13 protein-coding genes are annotated in these 17,125 nt (G+C 64.7%); 4 read left to right on the top strand and 9 right to left on the bottom strand.

The window, feature by feature from the left end:
* The first annotated feature begins 773 nt into the window (after positions 1 to 773).
* Complete coding sequence (locus QRY02_RS19535; RefSeq protein WP_285992962.1) at positions 774 to 2,465, top strand: extracellular solute-binding protein; 1,692 nt, start codon at positions 774 to 776, stop codon at positions 2,463 to 2,465.
* Between the two features lie 315 nt (positions 2,466 to 2,780).
* On the opposite strand, the gene QRY02_RS19525 is transcribed toward QRY02_RS19535, so the two are convergent.
* The gene (locus QRY02_RS19525) at positions 2,781 to 4,664 is read right to left on the bottom strand and encodes an endonuclease toxin domain-containing protein (RefSeq protein WP_285992961.1); all 1,884 of its coding nucleotides are present in this window, start codon (positions 4,662 to 4,664) and stop codon (positions 2,781 to 2,783) included.
* Positions 4,664 to 7,729 carry an ATP-binding protein gene (locus QRY02_RS19520; RefSeq protein WP_285992960.1) on the bottom strand — a complete coding sequence of 1,022 codons (3,066 nt, stop codon included), beginning with the start codon at positions 7,727 to 7,729 and terminating at the stop codon, positions 4,664 to 4,666. Before QRY02_RS19520 ends, QRY02_RS19525 begins: the two co-directional genes overlap by 1 nt.
* Before the next feature lie 33 nt (positions 7,730 to 7,762).
* Here QRY02_RS19520 and QRY02_RS19515 point away from each other — a divergent pair, with 33 nt between their 5' ends.
* The 3 genes from QRY02_RS19515 to QRY02_RS19505 all read left to right on the top strand — a co-directional run bounded on the left by QRY02_RS19515 (position 7,763) and on the right by QRY02_RS19505 (position 11,112).
* Positions 7,763 to 9,478 carry an STAS domain-containing protein gene (locus tag QRY02_RS19515; RefSeq protein ID WP_285992959.1) on the top strand — a complete coding sequence of 572 codons (1,716 nt, stop codon included), beginning with the start codon at positions 7,763 to 7,765 and terminating at the stop codon, positions 9,476 to 9,478.
* Between the two features lie 229 nt (positions 9,479 to 9,707).
* The gene (locus QRY02_RS19510; protein ID WP_285992958.1) at positions 9,708 to 10,766 is read left to right on the top strand and encodes an integrase core domain-containing protein; all 1,059 of its coding nucleotides are present in this window, start codon (positions 9,708 to 9,710) and stop codon (positions 10,764 to 10,766) included.
* A gap of 49 nt (positions 10,767 to 10,815) precedes the next feature.
* Complete coding sequence (locus tag QRY02_RS19505) at positions 10,816 to 11,112, top strand: integrase core domain-containing protein (protein WP_285992957.1); 297 nt, start codon at positions 10,816 to 10,818, stop codon at positions 11,110 to 11,112.
* A gap of 263 nt (positions 11,113 to 11,375) precedes the next feature.
* On the opposite strand, the gene QRY02_RS19500 is transcribed toward QRY02_RS19505, so the two are convergent.
* From QRY02_RS19500 to QRY02_RS19470, 7 genes are all read right to left on the bottom strand, one after another.
* Entirely contained in the window at positions 11,376 to 11,681 is a 306-nt protein-coding gene (locus QRY02_RS19500; RefSeq protein WP_285992956.1) for a trypco2 family protein, read from the bottom strand.
* A gap of 28 nt (positions 11,682 to 11,709) precedes the next feature.
* The gene (locus QRY02_RS19495; protein ID WP_285992955.1) at positions 11,710 to 12,756 is read right to left on the bottom strand and encodes a hypothetical protein; all 1,047 of its coding nucleotides are present in this window, start codon (positions 12,754 to 12,756) and stop codon (positions 11,710 to 11,712) included.
* A gap of 29 nt (positions 12,757 to 12,785) precedes the next feature.
* Positions 12,786 to 13,853: an integrase core domain-containing protein gene (locus tag QRY02_RS19490; RefSeq protein ID WP_285992954.1), complete on the bottom strand. Its 1,068-nt coding sequence runs from the start codon at positions 13,851 to 13,853 to the stop codon at positions 12,786 to 12,788.
* A 358-nt stretch (positions 13,854 to 14,211) separates the two neighbouring features.
* A complete protein-coding gene (locus QRY02_RS19485; RefSeq protein WP_285992953.1) occupies positions 14,212 to 14,757 on the bottom strand; it encodes a nuclear transport factor 2-like protein in 546 nt (181 codons plus the stop codon).
* The gene (locus QRY02_RS19480; protein WP_285992952.1) at positions 14,754 to 14,951 is read right to left on the bottom strand and encodes a ferredoxin; all 198 of its coding nucleotides are present in this window, start codon (positions 14,949 to 14,951) and stop codon (positions 14,754 to 14,756) included. The genes QRY02_RS19485 and QRY02_RS19480 overlap by 4 nt, the downstream gene beginning before the upstream one ends.
* Positions 14,948 to 16,297, bottom strand: coding sequence for a lanosterol 14-alpha demethylase (gene cyp51 / locus QRY02_RS19475; protein ID WP_285992951.1), 1,350 nt, complete (start codon positions 16,295 to 16,297; stop codon positions 14,948 to 14,950). The genes QRY02_RS19480 and cyp51 overlap by 4 nt, the downstream gene beginning before the upstream one ends.
* A complete protein-coding gene (locus tag QRY02_RS19470) occupies positions 16,297 to 17,076 on the bottom strand; it encodes an SDR family oxidoreductase (protein ID WP_285992950.1) in 780 nt (259 codons plus the stop codon). The genes cyp51 and QRY02_RS19470 overlap by 1 nt, the downstream gene beginning before the upstream one ends.
* Positions 17,077 to 17,125: the final 49 nt, after the last annotated feature.

The following is a 17,125-nucleotide window of genomic DNA, read 5'->3' as shown; positions in this document are numbered from 1 at the left end:
CCCGACTCTTGGCAGGAAGTCGGAACGGGCGAGACATACAGGCCAGCGCGGCAGCGCATGGATGACGCCGAGCGGCGCCAGCTCATGCAGGACGCTGGTATCCAGGTGCGTGCGTAGAAGGAGCCGTTCGAGATTGAATTTTACGTCGCCGAGGGCCTTATTCGCAACGATTCCCCGTTCTTGCGGAACAAGCTGATGATCGCAGCGAGTCCAACGGCGCCGCCGCAAGAGGACAAAAACCGCGCCACACCTCTACTTCCATCGGGTGATTCGCGGCGCAACGTCCATATCGATCATGGGTGCCCCCTAGGCTGAGTGCCCGGTAGGTGACACTGCAACGGTGGGCGTGATACGTCAACGTCTGCAGAAGAGTTGCGGATCCTTGCCGGCGGTTCGGCGAGCTCACTCTTTAGGGGAGATGGCCGTAGTGTTCCAGCTTCAGCGGCGCGCGGTACGGCGAGGTATGGGTCGTTGTCCGCGTCATTGGTCGCGCGATTGCCGGAGCCGAGAAGACTGGTCGGCTGCATGACACGATCTCCACTCCGAATCAGGTTGCGTATGAGCAGCGGCGACGTCGTCAGCGACGCCAGAGTTGAGCGAGACCATCGACCGCAATGGGGGTATGTTGCAATAACCGTCAGAAACACATCTGACTGGAGTTTCTGCGGAGTTTGGATCCTTTCCCTGGTTTGGACGATTTCAACTCACTTGTTGAGTGGCAGGCCAGGTCGACGCCACTTGATCCCCGACAGCTATTCCGCGAGGAGTAATGAATGAATAGCGAGCCCGCGCAGGACGACAGTCGGAATAGCGAGCCCGCGCAGGACGACAGTCGGAATAGCGAGCCCGCGCAGGACGACAGTCGGAATAGCGAGCCCGCGCAGGACGACAGTCGGAATAGCGAGCCCGCGCAGGACGACAGTCAATGGAGTGTCCGGTTTCGCTTATTTATTGTCGCAACCCTGGTGATCGTGGTCAGTGCCATCACGGCCGCTGCCGCCTTGTTGGTGGCGAATGCTGAATTTCGCTGGGATGTCGGCCCGATCCTTTATCTGATGACCGCGGGCGTGATAGCGACACTCTCTGGAGTCCTTATCAATACGCTTCCTGGTGTCGTGAGATATGCGTGGCGTCCGCCGCCGGTGGGAAAGCATGAGGATATCGCTGGATCGCTGCGTAGATTGTCTCGAATTCTCAAAAATCCGGCGAGATTCGCTCTTCTGGTGGTTGTTGTGGCAGGCGTTGTGGCCTTGGGTGTGGCCGTGCGCCCGGCCCCATCGGGCTTGGAGCCCGGTAAGTTGGTGATCATGACGGCGTTCCCTCCCGATCCTGGGGACGCGCGTTCGATACTGAGTGATCAGTGGAACCGATTGAACCCGGCCAACCCGATCGAGTTCGACTACGTGGCCGTGCAAGCAGATGGCCAACATGAGCGTATGGTCCAGGACGCTGGGCCAAATGGGGAACACAAAGCCGACCTGTACGTTCTGGACATCGTATGGATGGCCGAATTCGCCCGACACGGCTACATTCAACCGCTGGACGAATCCAGGCTGTCGGAGAGGGACTTGGGCGACTTCGTGCCCAAAGTCCTGGGGTCCTGTCGAATTGACCAGAAGCTGTGGGCGCTGCCATTGAACTCGGATGTGGGATTGATGTTCTCCCGTACTGGTGTCGCTGGAGTGTCCCCACCGCAGACCTGGGACGACTACTTCGGGACCTCCGCGAAGACTGCCATCAACGCCGCACGGTCTGGCCACTCTGACCTCAAGGCGGCCAACGCTGCCCAGTTGGGTGTGAACGATGAGATGCTCACCATCTCCGCGCTGGAGGCCATCTGGGCCGCTGGAGGTCTGGTGGTCGCCGATGGTCAGCCGGCACTGAGCCCCGACAGGAGCAAGCTCGACTTCGGTCCGGCGGAATTAAAGGGGATCAAGAAACTGGCGGATGCTTCTCGTGACTCCGACCTGGTACTCACGGGTGACGATGAGGCGAAGAATACCTCTGCCGAGGGGGCGGTCCGTACATTCGCCGACGGTCGCACGGCCTACATGCGCAACTGGCCGGTCGCCCGCGACGCGTTGGAAGGTAAAGTCAGTTACACGGTCACCGCGCTACCCACCGCCAGTATTCTGGGAGGACAGAACCTGGCGATCTCCTCCACGACGGACAAACCCCGCGCCGCCCAGGCGGTAGCCCAGTTCTTTGCCAATCCCTCCAGTCAGCAAATCCTGTTGGAGGGAGGGTACGTCCCCGCTCGGCAGTCTTCTTTCAGCTATTCCCGGCGACCCGACACGCAGCAACTGCAGATCGCCCTCAATATGGCAAGCCCGCGTCCGGTTATCACCTACTATACGGAATTCAGTCGCGTCTTCCGTGAAGGAATCAGCCGAGCGTTGAACGATAATGGAAAGCTCGAGCCAGGGTTCGCCGAGAAACTAGCGGAGATCGTCCAACGGAAGTGACGAACCGGTCACCACGCCGTTCGGGGCACTAGGGCCTGTATCGAAGTCGGTCAGAGCCATTCGTTGATTGCGGCGATGTGGACGGTGGCTTCGTAGCGGACCGCAAGCTTGTCATAGCGAGTGGCGACGGCGCGGTGGCGTTTGAGCCGATTGATGCCGCACTCCACCGCGTGCCTTTGCTTGTAGATGTCGGGGTCGAAGGCCGGTGGCCGCCCGCCCTTCGACCCCCTTGGCCTTACGGTGTGCGTCCTGATCAGCCTTGCTCGGAATGGTCGCCTTCAACTACGGACAAGGGGGAAGTGGCTATACGGCCGATCACCGGGTGGTGCCGGTTTCGTCGATGGGGATCAGCTGGACGAGGACGCCGCTGTTCGCTAGTACGGCTCTGCGGGCGATCTCGATGTACTTCTCGAGAACAGCCGGGCTGGGCGCCTGGTCCGGTGTGCCTGCGGGGAAGGCGATCGCCAACACGTAGTGGTCGATGTCGCCCGGCCGCAGCACGAGGTCCGGCGGGGTCTTCGCGTATGGCCCGAAGGTCCAGTGGCCCTGGTCGATGCCGGCTTGAAACTGGTTGATCTCGTTGAGGTAATTCTGGCCATTGGTCGTGATGGGTGCGTCGGACGCCACCCTCCAGTCGATAGTCTTAATGCTCGTCGCGGTCCGGCTGTTGACGTCCCATCGGTCGAACACTGGATATTTGAGATTTATGCCGGCGTGCCTCATGAGTTGGTCGAGATTTCCACCCAGCCTCAGCTCGACGGTTTCCCAGTCTGCGTTCCCCCACGGGTTGCCAAGACCCGGGATGTGCACGGTCTCCTGCACGAGGCCCGTGCTCTGGAGGCTGTTGAGATCGCCGGGGAGGTAGGCGTCGATTCCGAGGTCCGGGACCGTCACGCCCTCAGCGCTGGCTCCGCTGTGCGTGGCGAGGACGGTCGTGGTCGTCGTCGCGTCGGTCACCTGATTCGCCGCGTTCGCTGCGGCATCGGCATTCTGTGGTGTTGTTCGGAACCTCGGGTTGCTGTCTTCGATGACCGCGTCCAACAGCCGCTGTTGTTCGGCCGGAGTCAGGTTTTCGAAAGGGTCGTCACCAGTAGATGTGCCCGAATCATCCCCGGTGTTCGTTGGGTCCCCCTGGTCGCCGTCCCCTGATTGGTTGGCATCGGGTTGGTCGGCATAGACGCCAGATTCCGGTTGTTCGAATTCGTGTGGTTGGTCTTGCCGCAAGCCGCTGGTCTCGCTATCTCGACGGCCCGAGTGGTCGATAGTCTCAAACGAGTCGCCGATGCTGCCGGACAGATGATGGGGGTCGGGTTCTTCGGTCTGCTGCAGGGCTTTTGGCTCACCGAGGTCGTCCAGTTGGGCGGTCTCGGTGGCGGGTGTTTGAACACGTGGGGTTGGCTCAGCGGCGCTCTGCTCTGGGTTGAGTGACTGTTCTCCTTCGAGCAATTGCTCGACGTCGGTGCGTGGGGCGGGATTTGCGGTGGGCTGTTCAATTTTGGTTGCGGCTTGCACGGTCTGGGCATGGGCTTCTTTCTGAGGGGCTTGGTGATCGTTGTCGTTTTCCGTGAGGTGGTCGTCGGCCGCCAGTGGGGAGGCGGTCGCCTGCTCGATAGCGTCATCATCTGGCTTTTGGGTGGCCTCGACATGTAGATCGTTCGGCGCTTCGAACAGTTCAGCCTGTTCATAATGCTCTTTGTCCACGTCATACCCGCCGCGATCAAGTCCGCCTTGACTCTCGTGAACGTCCGGGGAATCAGCGCCGGTCGCGTCGATTACTTTGTCGACTCGGATGCTATCTGCGTCGTTCCCGCTGTGCGGTTCAGGTTCGATGGCTTGATCTGGGGGGCTGTCGCTGTGAGCGTCGATTAGTTCGGCGGTGTGGTCGTCGGGGCTGTTGTCAGGCGGTTGCGTGTCTGTGGGCTCGTTGGTCTGGTCGCCGGGGGATTGTGTGCTGAGGGTGGCGTCAGAGGGCTCGGTACTGGCGTCGATTTGGGGGGTATCCAGTTGCCTGCCTAGCTGGGCTACCTTGTCAGTGTACTCAGCGGGAGCTTCAGAGCTTTCGGATGCTCGGGAGGCTGACTCGACGACCTTGCCGACTGCTTCAGTAACGGCTTTGGTCACCTTGCCAGCCGCTTCGGCGACCGTGCTGGCGACGTCGGCGGGGTTTTCGAAGTCGGGTACGAGGCTTTCACCAGACATCAGCGCTTCCCATCGGTAGGGCTATCGGGAGGTTTCAGGTATTGGTGTGCCCAGCTGCATTCGGTGAAGGTCTGGAGGGTTTCGGTGAGCCGGCCAGGCCAGTCGGGGGCGTTGCGTCGGCTGCCGACCACCGTCTCGATGGAGGCGGGGGTCTGAAGGCCCCAAGCAATGGCGTCGCACGTCGCGGTATCGCGCAGGTCGTCGTTGAACCAGGCGCGCACGGTCTGTCGTTGTTGGTCGGCGGTGTCGCCTGGGATCGGGCGTCGGTAGGTCTGTGCCCACTCTCTGCTGCGCGGGTGCCGGTCGGCGGCAGGGGTGATGTGGCAGAGTTTTTCGAGTTCGTGATGGACGAGGTTCCAGCGGAAAGGTGTGGCCAGCCATTCGGGTTCCTCATCGGGGCACCGCCGTTGCCCGGTCAGGTAGGCGCGGATGGCGTTGGCGATATGGGCGGCGAGTTGTGCTGGGCTGTGTGTGGTGGCGATCGCGGTCGAGCGGGTCGCCACAGCGGTGTCGACGGCGTGGGAGATGGCACAGTCGCGCAGCCGGGTGGGTAGTCGTCTCAGGACGTCGAGGGCAGGCTGGCGTGGGTAGGGCGTGCGCTGGCCGGTGAGGTGGGCGAGTACGGACAACTCGGCCCAGGCGAGTAGCCAGGGTTCGGTTTCGGGCATGCGCTGGGCGGCACGCACTTGGCGCAGAGTGCAGGGCGTGTCGACGCAATCGAGGCCACAAGTGGTGCTACGCCGCTCCACCACGGTTGTCGGGACCGCGGTGATTGCCGCTGTGGTGGCTTCGAGCGCGGTGGTGTCCGGTATCTGTACCAGGAGGGGGAAGTCCATGCCGTCGGTGAACAGCGCTCCGGTGCCGGGCTGGAGGGTGACCAGATATCGGGACTGGGGCTCGGTGAGGTTCATGGTGGCGCCGACGGTGTCGCGGTCGTCGAGGGCGGGCAGCCGGTGGACGATCTTGACGGCGGTGTTCTTGATGACGTCGGGGACCAGCTTACTGGGGATCTGTTCGGCGATGATGAGTCCTTCGCCGTAGGCGCGGATTTCGGCGAGCAGGCCGGCGAACAGTTCTACGGCCTGAGCGGCGGGGCCGGGTTGTTCCGCGCGTCGCAGCAGCCGGTGGGCTTCTTCGACGACAGTGAGGTGCCGCAGCCCGGCCGTAGCCGTAGGGTGCTGCTGGACGCGCAGGTGCTCGATCAGCCTGATCAGCATGGTCCCCATCAGGAACGCTTTGTCGCGGTCGTCTCCGACGTCTTCGATCTCGACGACGACGTTGTGCTGCAGCAGCGAGGCGAAGTCGACAGGGTGCCCGCCCTCGAAGAATCGGCCAGTGGTACCGAGACGGAGGCTGGCCAGCCGCACTCGGATGAAGCCGAGGACGTTGTCGGTGACTTCCCTGCCGTATCCGATGTCGGCGACGACGCGTTCGGCGGTGCGCTGCAGGTCGGTCAGTGTGGGGTATCGGGGGGTGAGCGTCGGGTTTTTCGGTTCCCCCAGCGCCAGGTCCCAGCCGAGGTCGTCGTAGCAGCGGGTGAGGGCGGCGGACAGCACCTGCGGGAACGGTTCCTCGGACTGGAACGCGCCGGTGAACAGGGCTCGGACCAAGTCGACATGGGTTTGCAGCGGGAACCCGGCGGCCGGTTCCAGGGGGTTGAGGCCGGCCGGGATCGCGTCGGGATCGCCGGGCCGGATGGCCAGCACTGAGCCGGGGCCGAGTCGGCTGGCCATCAGCCGGTACTCGGCTTTCGCGGGTTCGATTACCAGCCATGGCAATCCCACCTGGGAGGCCTGCTCCAGCAGGCCTCGGATGGTGTGCGACTTGCCCGATCCGGTGGCACCGGCCACCAGCATGTGCCGGTTGAGGCTGTCACGCGGAATGTGTACGTCGTCGACTTCGGCGCGGTTGCGATCCAGCAGCCGCCCGAGTCGCAGCCCTGGGGCGCCGCTGGTGGGTTCGGCGGTGACGTCGAACGGCGGCCGCAGTGTGAGCCGGACTCCGGGAATCTCCTCATTGGGTCCCCGGCCCAACGACGCGACCAGCGCTGAGCTCGCCGCGAACGGCGACGCCCGGTCGGGCCCGTCGAGCCGCGCGTCGAGGATCTCGTCCAGTGCGCCGGTGGTAGCGGTGGGCGCCAGCACGTAAGGCAGGCTGCTGAGATCGGCGGACGCAGCGAGCAGCCCGGCCACGCTGGCTGCCGCTGCTGGACTGGTCCCACCGGCTATCAGCCGCACGTGCCAGAGCCCGGTGGACTGAGCCTGGCGTAGTTCCTGGTGCCGATGGGCTAGCCGGGCGGTCTGCACGGCGTACTCAGGTGAGCCGCGCGTGCTCGCGTCGCGTTGCAGCTCACCGATCCTGGCTGCTTCGGTCGCGACCGCATCGGGTGGGATGGGCTCGGCCATCAGCAGCCACGCGAACGGCTCGTGCCACGCTCGCAGAAGACAATCCTCCAATGACGGATGCAGGCGGTCCGGCTGCTGCGTCGCGGTTGCCTCGACCAGCAGGCCGTCGGTGATGCCGTCGATTCGCGTCCAACATGGTGTGGACCGCAGCTCCGCGGCGAGACCACCCACCGGTAGCCGCCTGCCCCGGCCGCCGACCGGAACAGCAAGGACCGCCTGACCGTCCGGGCGCGTGGCGCTCAGGGCCGTCCCACCCGCGTACAGATCGATAGGCCCATCGGTGTGGCGCCGCTGCCACCCCAGCGCGAACGTCGGTGCTGGTCCTGGACTGGCTGTTCCTGCGTGGTAGAGCGCAATCAGAGTTGCTAGGCGCTGTCGGCGTACGAGATCCGCCGCCACTTCGCCGTCGCTGATTGGCGGGCGCTGCAACTCGTCGATTCGGCATGCGACGAGTTTGCCCAGCACATGCGACGGATGGCTCCCCTTAATTGCGATCATGCCGGCCCGCGCAGTCTGGCTGCCGTCCTCGGGACGGAAACGATCACGCGCGTACACGTATCGTTGCCGTGTATAAGCATCCACCGCTCTCGACATGGCATGCAGGGACATGGTACAGGTCACATCGGTCACGCGCCTGTGGTCGGTGTGATCGTCGGTCATTGGCATGCAATAGGGCCGGAGGAGAGCGTCACTGTGGTCGAAGAATCTGGTAGAATCACCGCTTCATCACCTCTTGATCTGCTGTTCTTGCCCGGTGAGCGGTTGGGGTGGACCTTCCGGGACATCCGTCAGTTGTTCCGGCCCTATCACAAACCCGTGCCCGAGCCCCGTTCGGTTTCACCGCGGGCGGCAATGGCTGCCGACAGGGCTCGAGCGCGACTGCCCCGGCGGATAGCGGCGGCGCTGCTTTTCACCGGCTGCTTCTTCTTGATCCTCACCAGCCAGTTGCACTTTTACGTGTTCCCTTCGGGAGTGGTCAGTGCAGTGTTTTTCTGTGTGACGGCTGGTCCGTTACTGCTGCACTTCCTGATCGTCAGGCGCTGGGCCGACCCCCAGCGGTCGCACGAGCGCGCTACTGCCGCTTGGCGGCAGCGAAGGAAGAAGTTCGAAGAGTCCGAGGCACGACGTCTGATGGACGTCGCCGAGTGGGGTACAGTGCCGCCGCCGCACACGACCCGGTTCGACCTGATCGGCGGGGATACCCGGGAATGGCAACGGCTCCTGGTGGTATTCGGTGCCTCCATGCTGGCTACACACGAGTCGCTCACGGTGGTGGACCTATCCCAGGCCGACGTCAGTGAGGGACTCGTCGAGGTGGCCTCCAGACGAGCCATTCCTTGCACGACGCAGGTGTTCCCTCGGGACTTGGCCGACAGTGACCTCCTGGTCGGGCTTCGCGGCCCTGAGCTGGTGGAAGTGCTCGTGGAGGCGATGCGCGCGGACGTAACGGGGCCGACCCGGACTGACCGATTGGCGGACAGGCAGATCCTGTCCGAGATCTGCAGAGCGCTGCACGACCATGTGACCGTGACCCGTCTGTCCGCCGCAGTACGAGTTCTCATGGAAAAACCGGGTCCGACACCTGAGCTGACCCTGGCCGAGCGGACCACCATCGCCGATGAGTTGTTCGCCGACGAGGTCCGCCGCCGAATCCTTCCCGACCTGTGGCGGTTGGACGCGCACCTGCACCCGCTACGAGAGCTGGGCGGTCGGGGCAGGCGTCCTAAGACAGGGAATCTCGACGTCATCGCGGTCCAGGACCACGGTGGCAACGCGGCCGGAGAGCTGCTCCACGACCTGATCCTGCAGCGGTTGATCCGCCGCATCACCGAGCAGCCAGACGAGATTCGCGTACTCGTCATCGCCGGCGCAGACGGATTGGCCGCCAAGCACCTGACCCGGCTGTCGGATCAGTGCGCCCAGCATGGCGTCCGGCTGGTCCTCATATTCCGCCGCCTGCAAGACGCGGCGCGTCAGATGCTTGACCGTGGACCGGTCGGGTTCATGAGACTCGGTAATCACGAAGACGCCACCGTAGCCGCGGAGTACATCGGATACGAACACAAATTTGTCGTCAGCCAGCAGACGAGAACCGTTGGCGGCAGCGACAACAAGTCCTACTCCGCTGCGGCCGGAGAGAGCAGTTCCGCCCAGGGGTGGCAGTGGTCGTGGACGGAAACCGTCACCATTGGCACCTCTACCGAGCAGAGCACAGCTACCACCACCGAGCGGGTCCGCGAATACACCGTCGAACCAACCACACTGCAAAGCCTGCCCGACAACACCCTTCTTCTGGTGGAGGCCCATGTCAATGGCCCCATCCTGACAGTGGTCAATTGCGACCCATCCACCCTGACCTTGCCGCGGGTCAGCATGCAACCATTGCGCGACAGCCCCCGAAACCGGTAACTCCGGAGTCTTGGCTGGCGGACTCGAAGGGGCGAGCCCCCGCTCCGATCAGGAACACCGCGTCCTTGAGCATCTCGCGCAAATGACCACTCGCCGCTGCACATGGCCAGCAGGATGGCGGCCGCCGCAATCTTCGCCCTGCTCTTGGCCTGTGGGGTTCCAGAAGTCGGCTCATGTATTCTGACCTGGGGCAATGGCAGGCTCGGCGGGCAGGGCATGATCGGCAGCCATGGCGTTGCATCTGATCTTCCTGCGGCTTGTGGGTCTGCTGGTGTTGCTTGAGTGCTCGTCGGCGTCGAAGGACGTCGAGTTGCTGGTGTTACGCCACGAGGTCGCCGTGTTGCGCAGAGGCAACCCGAAACCTCGTCTGGACTGGGCCGACCGGGCTGTTTTCGCGGCGTTGGTCCGGCTGTTGCCCAAGACGCTGCGGACACACCGGCTGGTTACCCCGGGCACGATCCTGCGCTGGCACCGTCGGCTGGTAGCGGCGAAATGGACCTATCCACACCGGCACGGGCGTCCGCCCGTCGACGACGCGATCGCCGTGCTGATCGAACGGATGGCCAGGGAGAACCACGGCTGGGGCTACAAGAGGATTCAGGGTGAGCTGCTCAAGCTCGGACACCGGGTCGGTGCCTCGACGATCCGGCGGATCCTGAAGCGGGCACGCGTACCTCCGGCGCCGGTCCGGCACACCGACGCGACCTGGCGGCAGTTTCTGCGTACACAGGCCTCGACGATGCTGGCCTGCGACTTCTTCCACGTCGACTGCGCGCTCACCCTCCAGCGGATCTACGTGTTCTTTGTGCTGGAGGTCGGCAGCCGCTACGTCCACGTCCTCGGCACGGGTACGAACCCGGACAGTAGGTGGACCACCCAGCAGATCCGCAACCTCGTGATGGATCTCGGGGATCGAGTCGACGAGTTCAGATTTCTCGTCCGCGACCGGGCCGGCCAGTTTGCCGCCTCGTTCGATGCCGTCCTGGCCGGCGTGGGCATCGAGACGGTCAGGATTCCACCACGCTGCCCACGGGCGAACGGCTACGCCGAGCGGTTCGTGCGCACGGCCAGAACCGAGCTCACCGACCGTGTGTTGATCCTCAACGAGCGGCATTTGCGCGCGGTGCTCGCCGAGTACGTGCGGCACTACAACGGTCGACGGCCGCACCGTTCCCGCGAGCTTCGCCCACCCCAGCCGACCCACCCCGTGGCAGATCTCAACTTTCATCGGATCAAGCGGCAGCAGGTACTCGGAGGCCTGATCAACGAGTACGAACGAGCCGCTTAAATCCGCTGGCCAGTGCTGGTGACCGACTTTTGGAACCCCACAGGCTGACGTGGGCATCGAGACGGTAAGGATTCCGCCACGCTGCCCGCGGGCGAACTGCTATGCCGAGCGGTTTGTACTCACCGCCAGAACCGAGCTCACCGATCGCATGTTGATCCTGGGCGAGCGGCATCTGCACACCGTGCTCGCCGAGTACGTGCGGCACTACAACGGTCGACGGCCGCACCGTTCCCGCGAGCTTCGCCCACCCTGGCCGACCCATCCCGTGGCAGATCTCAACTCTCAGTGGATCAAGCGACAGCGGCTTCTCGGAGGCCTGATCAACGAGTACGGACGAGCCGCGTAAATCCGCTGGCCAGCGTCGTTGACCGACTTTTGGAACCCCACAGGCATCCAGGTGTCCGTCCAGGGAACTCGGTCAGGCATCGGTACATCCGGCCGCCGTCGGGTTGCGGCACCATTGGATGCAGCGGGGTCAGAGCGTGCACGATCGTTGCGTTGATCGGTACCGGATGCTGCGGAGCCTGGTAAGACTCGTGCAGCGTCGGCAGATACACGTCTTGCACCGTCACGACTGCCGGTGCCTCCTTGATGTCACACCAGGTCCGTTCACTTGAAATCTTCGGCCGAAGCGCCGATGCGTTCTGGCCGGCCATCTGGACGCTTCGGGTGCAGCGTGATCTTGATCTGATGGGTTCGCTGGCCGGTGAGGGTGCCGCTTGCGCCCGCCTCAATCACCCAAACCTTGACTCCGGCGTTGGCCTTGCCTTCACGGGTGAGGGCGACGGTGAACTGCATCTCGACCGGGCCGACTTCGAACTCCATGGGGCTTCCCGCGCCGAGTTCCTTGGCACGCAGTAGTTCGGCGCGCACAGCCTCGACAGCTTCGGCCAGGTCGGTTGATGCTTCCTGCATTTGAACTCCTGTTTGTCGTCTGAGGGGGTCAGTCCGATCCAGCAGCACCGAAGTCCTCAGCGAGTTCGTCTAGTCTCTGCCGAATGTCGGTGATCTCCGACGCGAGCTCCCTCAATGCCGGGCCGAGTTCATCGAGTATGCCGGGCGCCCTACTGAAACTGTCGCGGTACGCAGAAAGCTGGTCGAGATGGTCCATGACGCGCCTTGCTGTAGCATAGCCCTTTCTCGCAGTTTCCTTCGCGTCCTCGTTGTGCCCGTAGTCGCCCCGCCCCACGGCCTCGGTGAACTCTCCACCGTCGTCGAACGAGCTATACAGCCTGTCCAGGTCGCTGGACACCAGTCGGAGCATATCCATTCCCGCGGCGATTCCGTCGGTCAACCCAGGCCGGACGATGTTGAGTAGTTCTTGGATGCTCGCGGCCCTGCTGGCCGCTCTCCGAAGTTGGGCCTCTGGAAGGTTCGAGTACGCCTGCGAGTAGTGGTTCCATAGGTCGCGCCGGGCCTGCTCGGATGGCGTTTCGCCGCTGAAGGCCACCAGAACTGCCTGTTGATCGGGACGCAGTTCGCGATGCGCCTCGGCGATAACCGCAGCGATGCCACGGGAATCTGGCACGGCTACGGCGGCACCGGCGAGCAGCTCGAAAGGCATACGCTGCCGATGTTTCTTCGCCACAGTCGCGACGCGACCCCACAGGACTTCATCGGTCGGCGCCGCCCGGCTGAGCAACGTTAACGCATGCACCAGCTGATAATCGCGTACATGGGGAAGGGTGCCCTCGATCACCCACGGCTGGGAGCGAATTCGTTGGACCAAAAGATATTCGGCGACCGAGCTAGGGTGCATCGGTTGCCAGTACCCGTCCGATGGGCGACCGAGTACCTGAGCGAGAAACTCCGCGATATACCCGAGCGATTCTGGTTCGTCAGTTTTGTAGTAGCGCGCGAGGACAGTGAGAGCATCGGCTCTGGAGCGGGCGCCATACAAGCACACGAGCGCCACCGGATCGTCGAGTCTCTCTTCGGAGATATTGCTGAAGCGGCGTTCCTGTGCGATACGCAGCCTGTGGGGTCCCATAAGTCTGCCACCGGCGCTGACCAGCAGATTTACGCGGCCCGTTCGTACTCGTTGATCAGGCCTCCGAGTACCTGCTGTCGCTTGATCCGGTGTGAGTTGAGGTTCGCCGCGGGGTGGGTCGGCTGGGGTGGGCGAAGCTCTCGGGAACGGTGTGGTCGTCGACCGTTGTAGTGCCGCACGTACTCGGCGAGCACCGCGCGCAAATGCCGCTCGTTGAGGATCAACATACGATCGGTGAGCTCGGTTCTGACTGTGCGCACGAACCGCTCGGCGTAGCCGTTCGCCCGTGGGCAGCGTGGCGGAATCCTCACCGTCTCGATGCCCACGTCAGCCAGGACGGCATCGAAGGAGGCTGTGAACTGGCCGGCCCGGTCGCGGACGAGAAATCTGAACTCGTCGACTCGATCCCCGAGATCCATCACGAGGTTGCGGATCTGCTGGGTGGTCCACCTACTGTCCGGGTTCGTACCCGTGCCGAGGACGTGGACGTAGCGGCTGCCGACCTCCAGCACGAAGAACACGTAGATCCGCTTGAGGGTGAGCGCGCAGTCGACGTGGAAGAAGTCGCAGGCCAGCATCGTCGAGGCCTGTGTACGCAGGAACTGCCGCCAGGTCGTGTCGGTGTGCCGGTCCGGCGCTGGAGGTATGTGTGCCTGCTTCAGGATCCGCCGGATCGTCGAGGCGCCGACCTGGTGTCCGAGCTTGAGCAGCTCACCCTGGATCCTCTTGTAGCCCCAGCTGCGGTTCTCTGTGGCCATCCGTTCGATCAACCCGGCGATCACCTCGTCGACCGGTGGCCGGCCGACCCGATGTGGATAGGTCCACTTCGCGGCTACCAGTCGACGGTGCCAGCGCAGGACCGTGCCCGGGGTGACCAACCGGTGCGTTCGCAGGCCCTTGGGCAGCAGCCGAACCAGCGCGGCGAACACAGCCCGGTCAGCCCAGTCCAGACAAGGTTTCCGATTGCCTCTGCGCAGTACGGCCACCTCATGGCGCAGCACCAGCAACTCGACGTCCTTCGACTCCGACGAGCGCCCGAGCAACACCACCAGGCCCACCAGCCGAAGGAAGATCAGATATAGCAGACGCAACGACATGGCTGCTGATCATGCCCTGCCCACCGAACGTGCCATTGCCCCCAGGTCAGAATCCATGAGCCGACTTCTGGAACCCCACACGTACGTTGATCTGGAACGAGACTCACCTCCGGCATGCGCTTCGTGAGTACGAGCGGCACTACAACCAGCATCGAACCCACCGGTCATTGGCCGCCGCGGCACCCCTGCGAGCCCGGCCCCCGGCCCTTGAACCCGAGGGGATCGAACGCTTCGTGATACGCGGCAGGACCGACTCGGCGGCGTCCTCCATGAGTACAGACATGCCGTTTGAACTGCGCGGACGTGATTTTTCGGCACGCACACGGTTGCCACGCAGCGAAATCGGTGCCCGCCCGCGTCACCAGATCCCGATCGGGGATTCGCCGCGGCGGTAGTGTCCGGGTTGGGGCTGGGCCGCCCGCGCCATGCGTGCCTTCAAGCCGTCGGACAGCTTGCCCGCTTCGAGCATCTCCATGAACAGGGCCGCCGCGTTGCCGAGGTCGAAGAAGTCGCGTTGCCAGGACCACTGCCACTCACCGGCGTAGCGGAACCAGCTTCCGCCGATGCCGGCGACCTCGTACCGGGAGCCGTCGGGGCGCCGCGCGTCGGCCGTCTGCTTCCAGAAACCGACGACCTCGCCGGCCCGGTCGTCGACGAGCACCTTCTGGTACGGGTACGTCCAGCCGTCCAAGCCGGACATCTCGGTGCCCAGGGCGTGGTCGTGGATTTCCTCCCGGCCAACGGCGATGAACACCTCTTCGGGGCCGTGGTGCCAGCCGTAGGTCGCGTCCACTGTGTACATCGCGGCGAGCGGTCGCCAGTCGCCGGTCTTCTCGCAGCGTTCGTTGGCTTCGAGCCAGCGGCGGACCATTTCGTCCAGCTCTTCACGCGGGAAAGCGGTCACGACGGCTCCTCCAGGATCAGCGCTTGGGTCGGGCAGCTCCGCACGGCGTTCTCGACCTTGACGCGCAGTGCGGCCGGCGGCGACTCGTCGAGGATGATCACCGTGCCCCGCTTGGGCACCTCGAACACCTCGGGTGCCTCCAGCTGGCACATGGCGTGTCCCTGACACAGGTCGAGCTCGGCTTTGATCCTCATGACGTGCGCCTGCGGTAGCGGACCCGGCAGGGCTGGGCGAGCTGGACGACCATCTTCGAGTGATCGTTGCGGTAGGTGTCCGGCGGCTGCGCCGGTTCGAAGGCGAAGTCGCGCAACAGCACCGAGAAGACGGCTTTGAGCTGCATCATGGCGAACACCGCGCCGACGCAGCGGTGCCGGCCCGCGCCGAAGGGGATCCACGTCCACCGGTTGGGCAGGTCCTCCTGACGCGGCTCGGCGTAGCGTGCCGGGCGGAAGGCGTCGGGGTCGGGGAAGTCCTCCGGGATGCGGTTGGAGATCGCGGGCGTCGCGCCGACGTAGTCGCCTGGCCGGATCGAGTGCCCGCACACCGTGAAACCGGTGCTCGCCACGCGCAGCAGGAGGATCAGCGGCGGATGCAGGCGCAGGGCCTCCTTGATCGCCGCCTCCAGCCGCGGGATTTCCCGCAGGGCCTGGAAATCGACCGATGATCCGCCGTCGTGGAGCCGGTCCAGCTCGTCGAGCACGCCGTCCAGCACGTCCGGGTGGCGCAGCAGCTCGATGAGTGTCCAGGCGGCGGTGCCGGAGCTGGTGTGGTGCCCGGCGAACATCATCGAAATGAACATCCCGGTGATTTCGTCGGCGGAGAACCGCAGGTTTCCCTCGTCGTCCCGGACCGACATCAGGACGTCGAGCAGGTCGCGCTCGTCGCGGGTGGGCGGCGGGCCTTCGGCTCGTCCGGTCATGATGCTTTGCACCAGGTCGACCAGCCCCGCTCGGGCCTTGTCGCGGCGCCGGAAACTCTCGATGGGGGCGTACGGGTCGACGTACGCGAGCGCGTCCGTGCCGCGTTCCAGCTCGTGATAGAGCCGGGCGAACCGGCCATCGAGCTGGTTGCGGAATTTCGTGCCGATCAGGCAGGCGGAGGAGGTGTAGATGGTCAGCTCGGCGAAGAACTCGAGCAGGTCGATCTCACCCGCTTCGCCCCAATCGGCGACCATGCGGTCGATTTCGCGCGAGATGGTCGCGGCGTGGAGCTTCATGTGCTCGCCGCGCAACGCCTGGTTGTGCAGCATCTCCCGGCGCCGCTCGGGGGAGACGTCGAACACCACGCCGTCGCCGAAGATCGGCTTCATGAACGGGTAGGCCTCGCCCTGGTTCAGCTCGTCGTCGCCGGCGCGGAAGAAGAACTCGTTGGCTTCGGCGCCGGACAGCAGCACCACCCGACGGCCGGCCAGATCGAACGCCCCGACGTCGCCGCACTCCTCGCGGACCCGCCGCATGAGCCCGATGGGGTCGGCTCGCAGTTCCTCGAGGTGCCCATGTTCGGCGTCGCCGCCGGACACCAGCCGTGGCTCGAGCGCCATCACGGCTCCCGCAGCGGTGCCTCGGGCTGTGCTTCGACCAGGGTCAGGTGGACGCCGCGGGGTGCGGACACGACCGTCGTCACCGCGGCGGCGATGTCCGAGGCGCGCAGGAAGTACGCGTGGCGCGCGAAACCCCACTGTTTCCACTCTTCGAGCATGGTGAGGGTCGCCTGCTGGTCCCAGCCTTCGGCCAGGCTGGACACGGTCGGGCCGGGGCGGACGATCGAGGCTCGCACCCCGGTGCCTTCGAGTTCCATGCGCATCGCGTGGGCCATCGCCTCCAGCCCGGCCTTGGCCGGGACGTAGGCGCCCATGCCAGGACGCGGCGCGGGAACGACGTCCGAGCCAATGAACACGACGTCGCCGCGGCGGCGGGCGACCATGTCCGGCACGACGGCCGACACCAGCCGGTGCGCTCCGATCAGGTTGACGCCGACCTGTTCGGCGAAGGTTTCGCTGTCCTGCTCGTGGATCGGCGAGGGCTCGAGGCCGCCGGCCGCGGACACGAGGATCTCGATCGGCCCGATCGCCTCGGTCGCCGCGGCCGCGAACTTGCGGACCGATTCGCCGTCGCCGACGTCCAGTTCCAGCGCGACGGCCGCGCCGCCCGCGGCGCGGATCTGTTCGGCGATCTCCTCGGACTTCTCGACCCGGCGGGCGCCCAGCGCGACCGGGTGTCCTGCCTCGGCGAGCGCGACGGCCGTGGCGGCGCCGATGCCGGAGGACGCGCCGGTGACGATCGACGGCCGCTTCTCCGGATTAAGGGCGAATCGTGGCATGACGCCGGCCCGTTCCTGTGCTAGACATGTGTCCAGACGGTAGTACGGG

Source organism: Amycolatopsis sp. DG1A-15b, assembly GCF_030285645.1.
Lineage (GTDB): Bacteria > Actinomycetota > Actinomycetes > Mycobacteriales > Pseudonocardiaceae > Amycolatopsis.
The sequence above is the reverse complement of the archived record's forward strand: the minus strand, read 5'-3'. Positions and strand labels throughout refer to the sequence as shown.

Bases quoted from the DNA above. Each gene is read 5' to 3' on its own strand.
- QRY02_RS19500 (WP_285992956.1), bottom strand. From the start codon at position 11,681: ATGCAGGAAGCATCAACCGACCTGGCCGAAGCTGTCGAGGCTGTGCGC.
- QRY02_RS19510 (WP_285992958.1), top strand. From the start codon at position 9,708: ATGGCGTTGCATCTGATCTTCCTGCGGCTTGTGGGTCTGCTGGTGTTG.
- QRY02_RS19535 (WP_285992962.1), top strand. From the start codon at position 774: ATGAATAGCGAGCCCGCGCAGGACGACAGTCGGAATAGCGAGCCCGCG.
- QRY02_RS19525 (WP_285992961.1), bottom strand. From the start codon at position 4,664: ATGTCTGGTGAAAGCCTCGTACCCGACTTCGAAAACCCCGCCGACGTC.
- QRY02_RS19520 (WP_285992960.1), bottom strand. From the start codon at position 7,729: ATGACCGACGATCACACCGACCACAGGCGCGTGACCGATGTGACCTGT.
- QRY02_RS19490 (WP_285992954.1), bottom strand. From the start codon at position 13,853: ATGTCGTTGCGTCTGCTATATCTGATCTTCCTTCGGCTGGTGGGCCTG.
- QRY02_RS19470 (WP_285992950.1), bottom strand. From the start codon at position 17,076: ATGCCACGATTCGCCCTTAATCCGGAGAAGCGGCCGTCGATCGTCACC.
- QRY02_RS19495 (WP_285992955.1), bottom strand. From the start codon at position 12,756: ATGGGACCCCACAGGCTGCGTATCGCACAGGAACGCCGCTTCAGCAAT.
- cyp51 (WP_285992951.1), bottom strand. From the start codon at position 16,297: ATGGCGCTCGAGCCACGGCTGGTGTCCGGCGGCGACGCCGAACATGGG.
- QRY02_RS19480 (WP_285992952.1), bottom strand. From the start codon at position 14,951: ATGAGGATCAAAGCCGAGCTCGACCTGTGTCAGGGACACGCCATGTGC.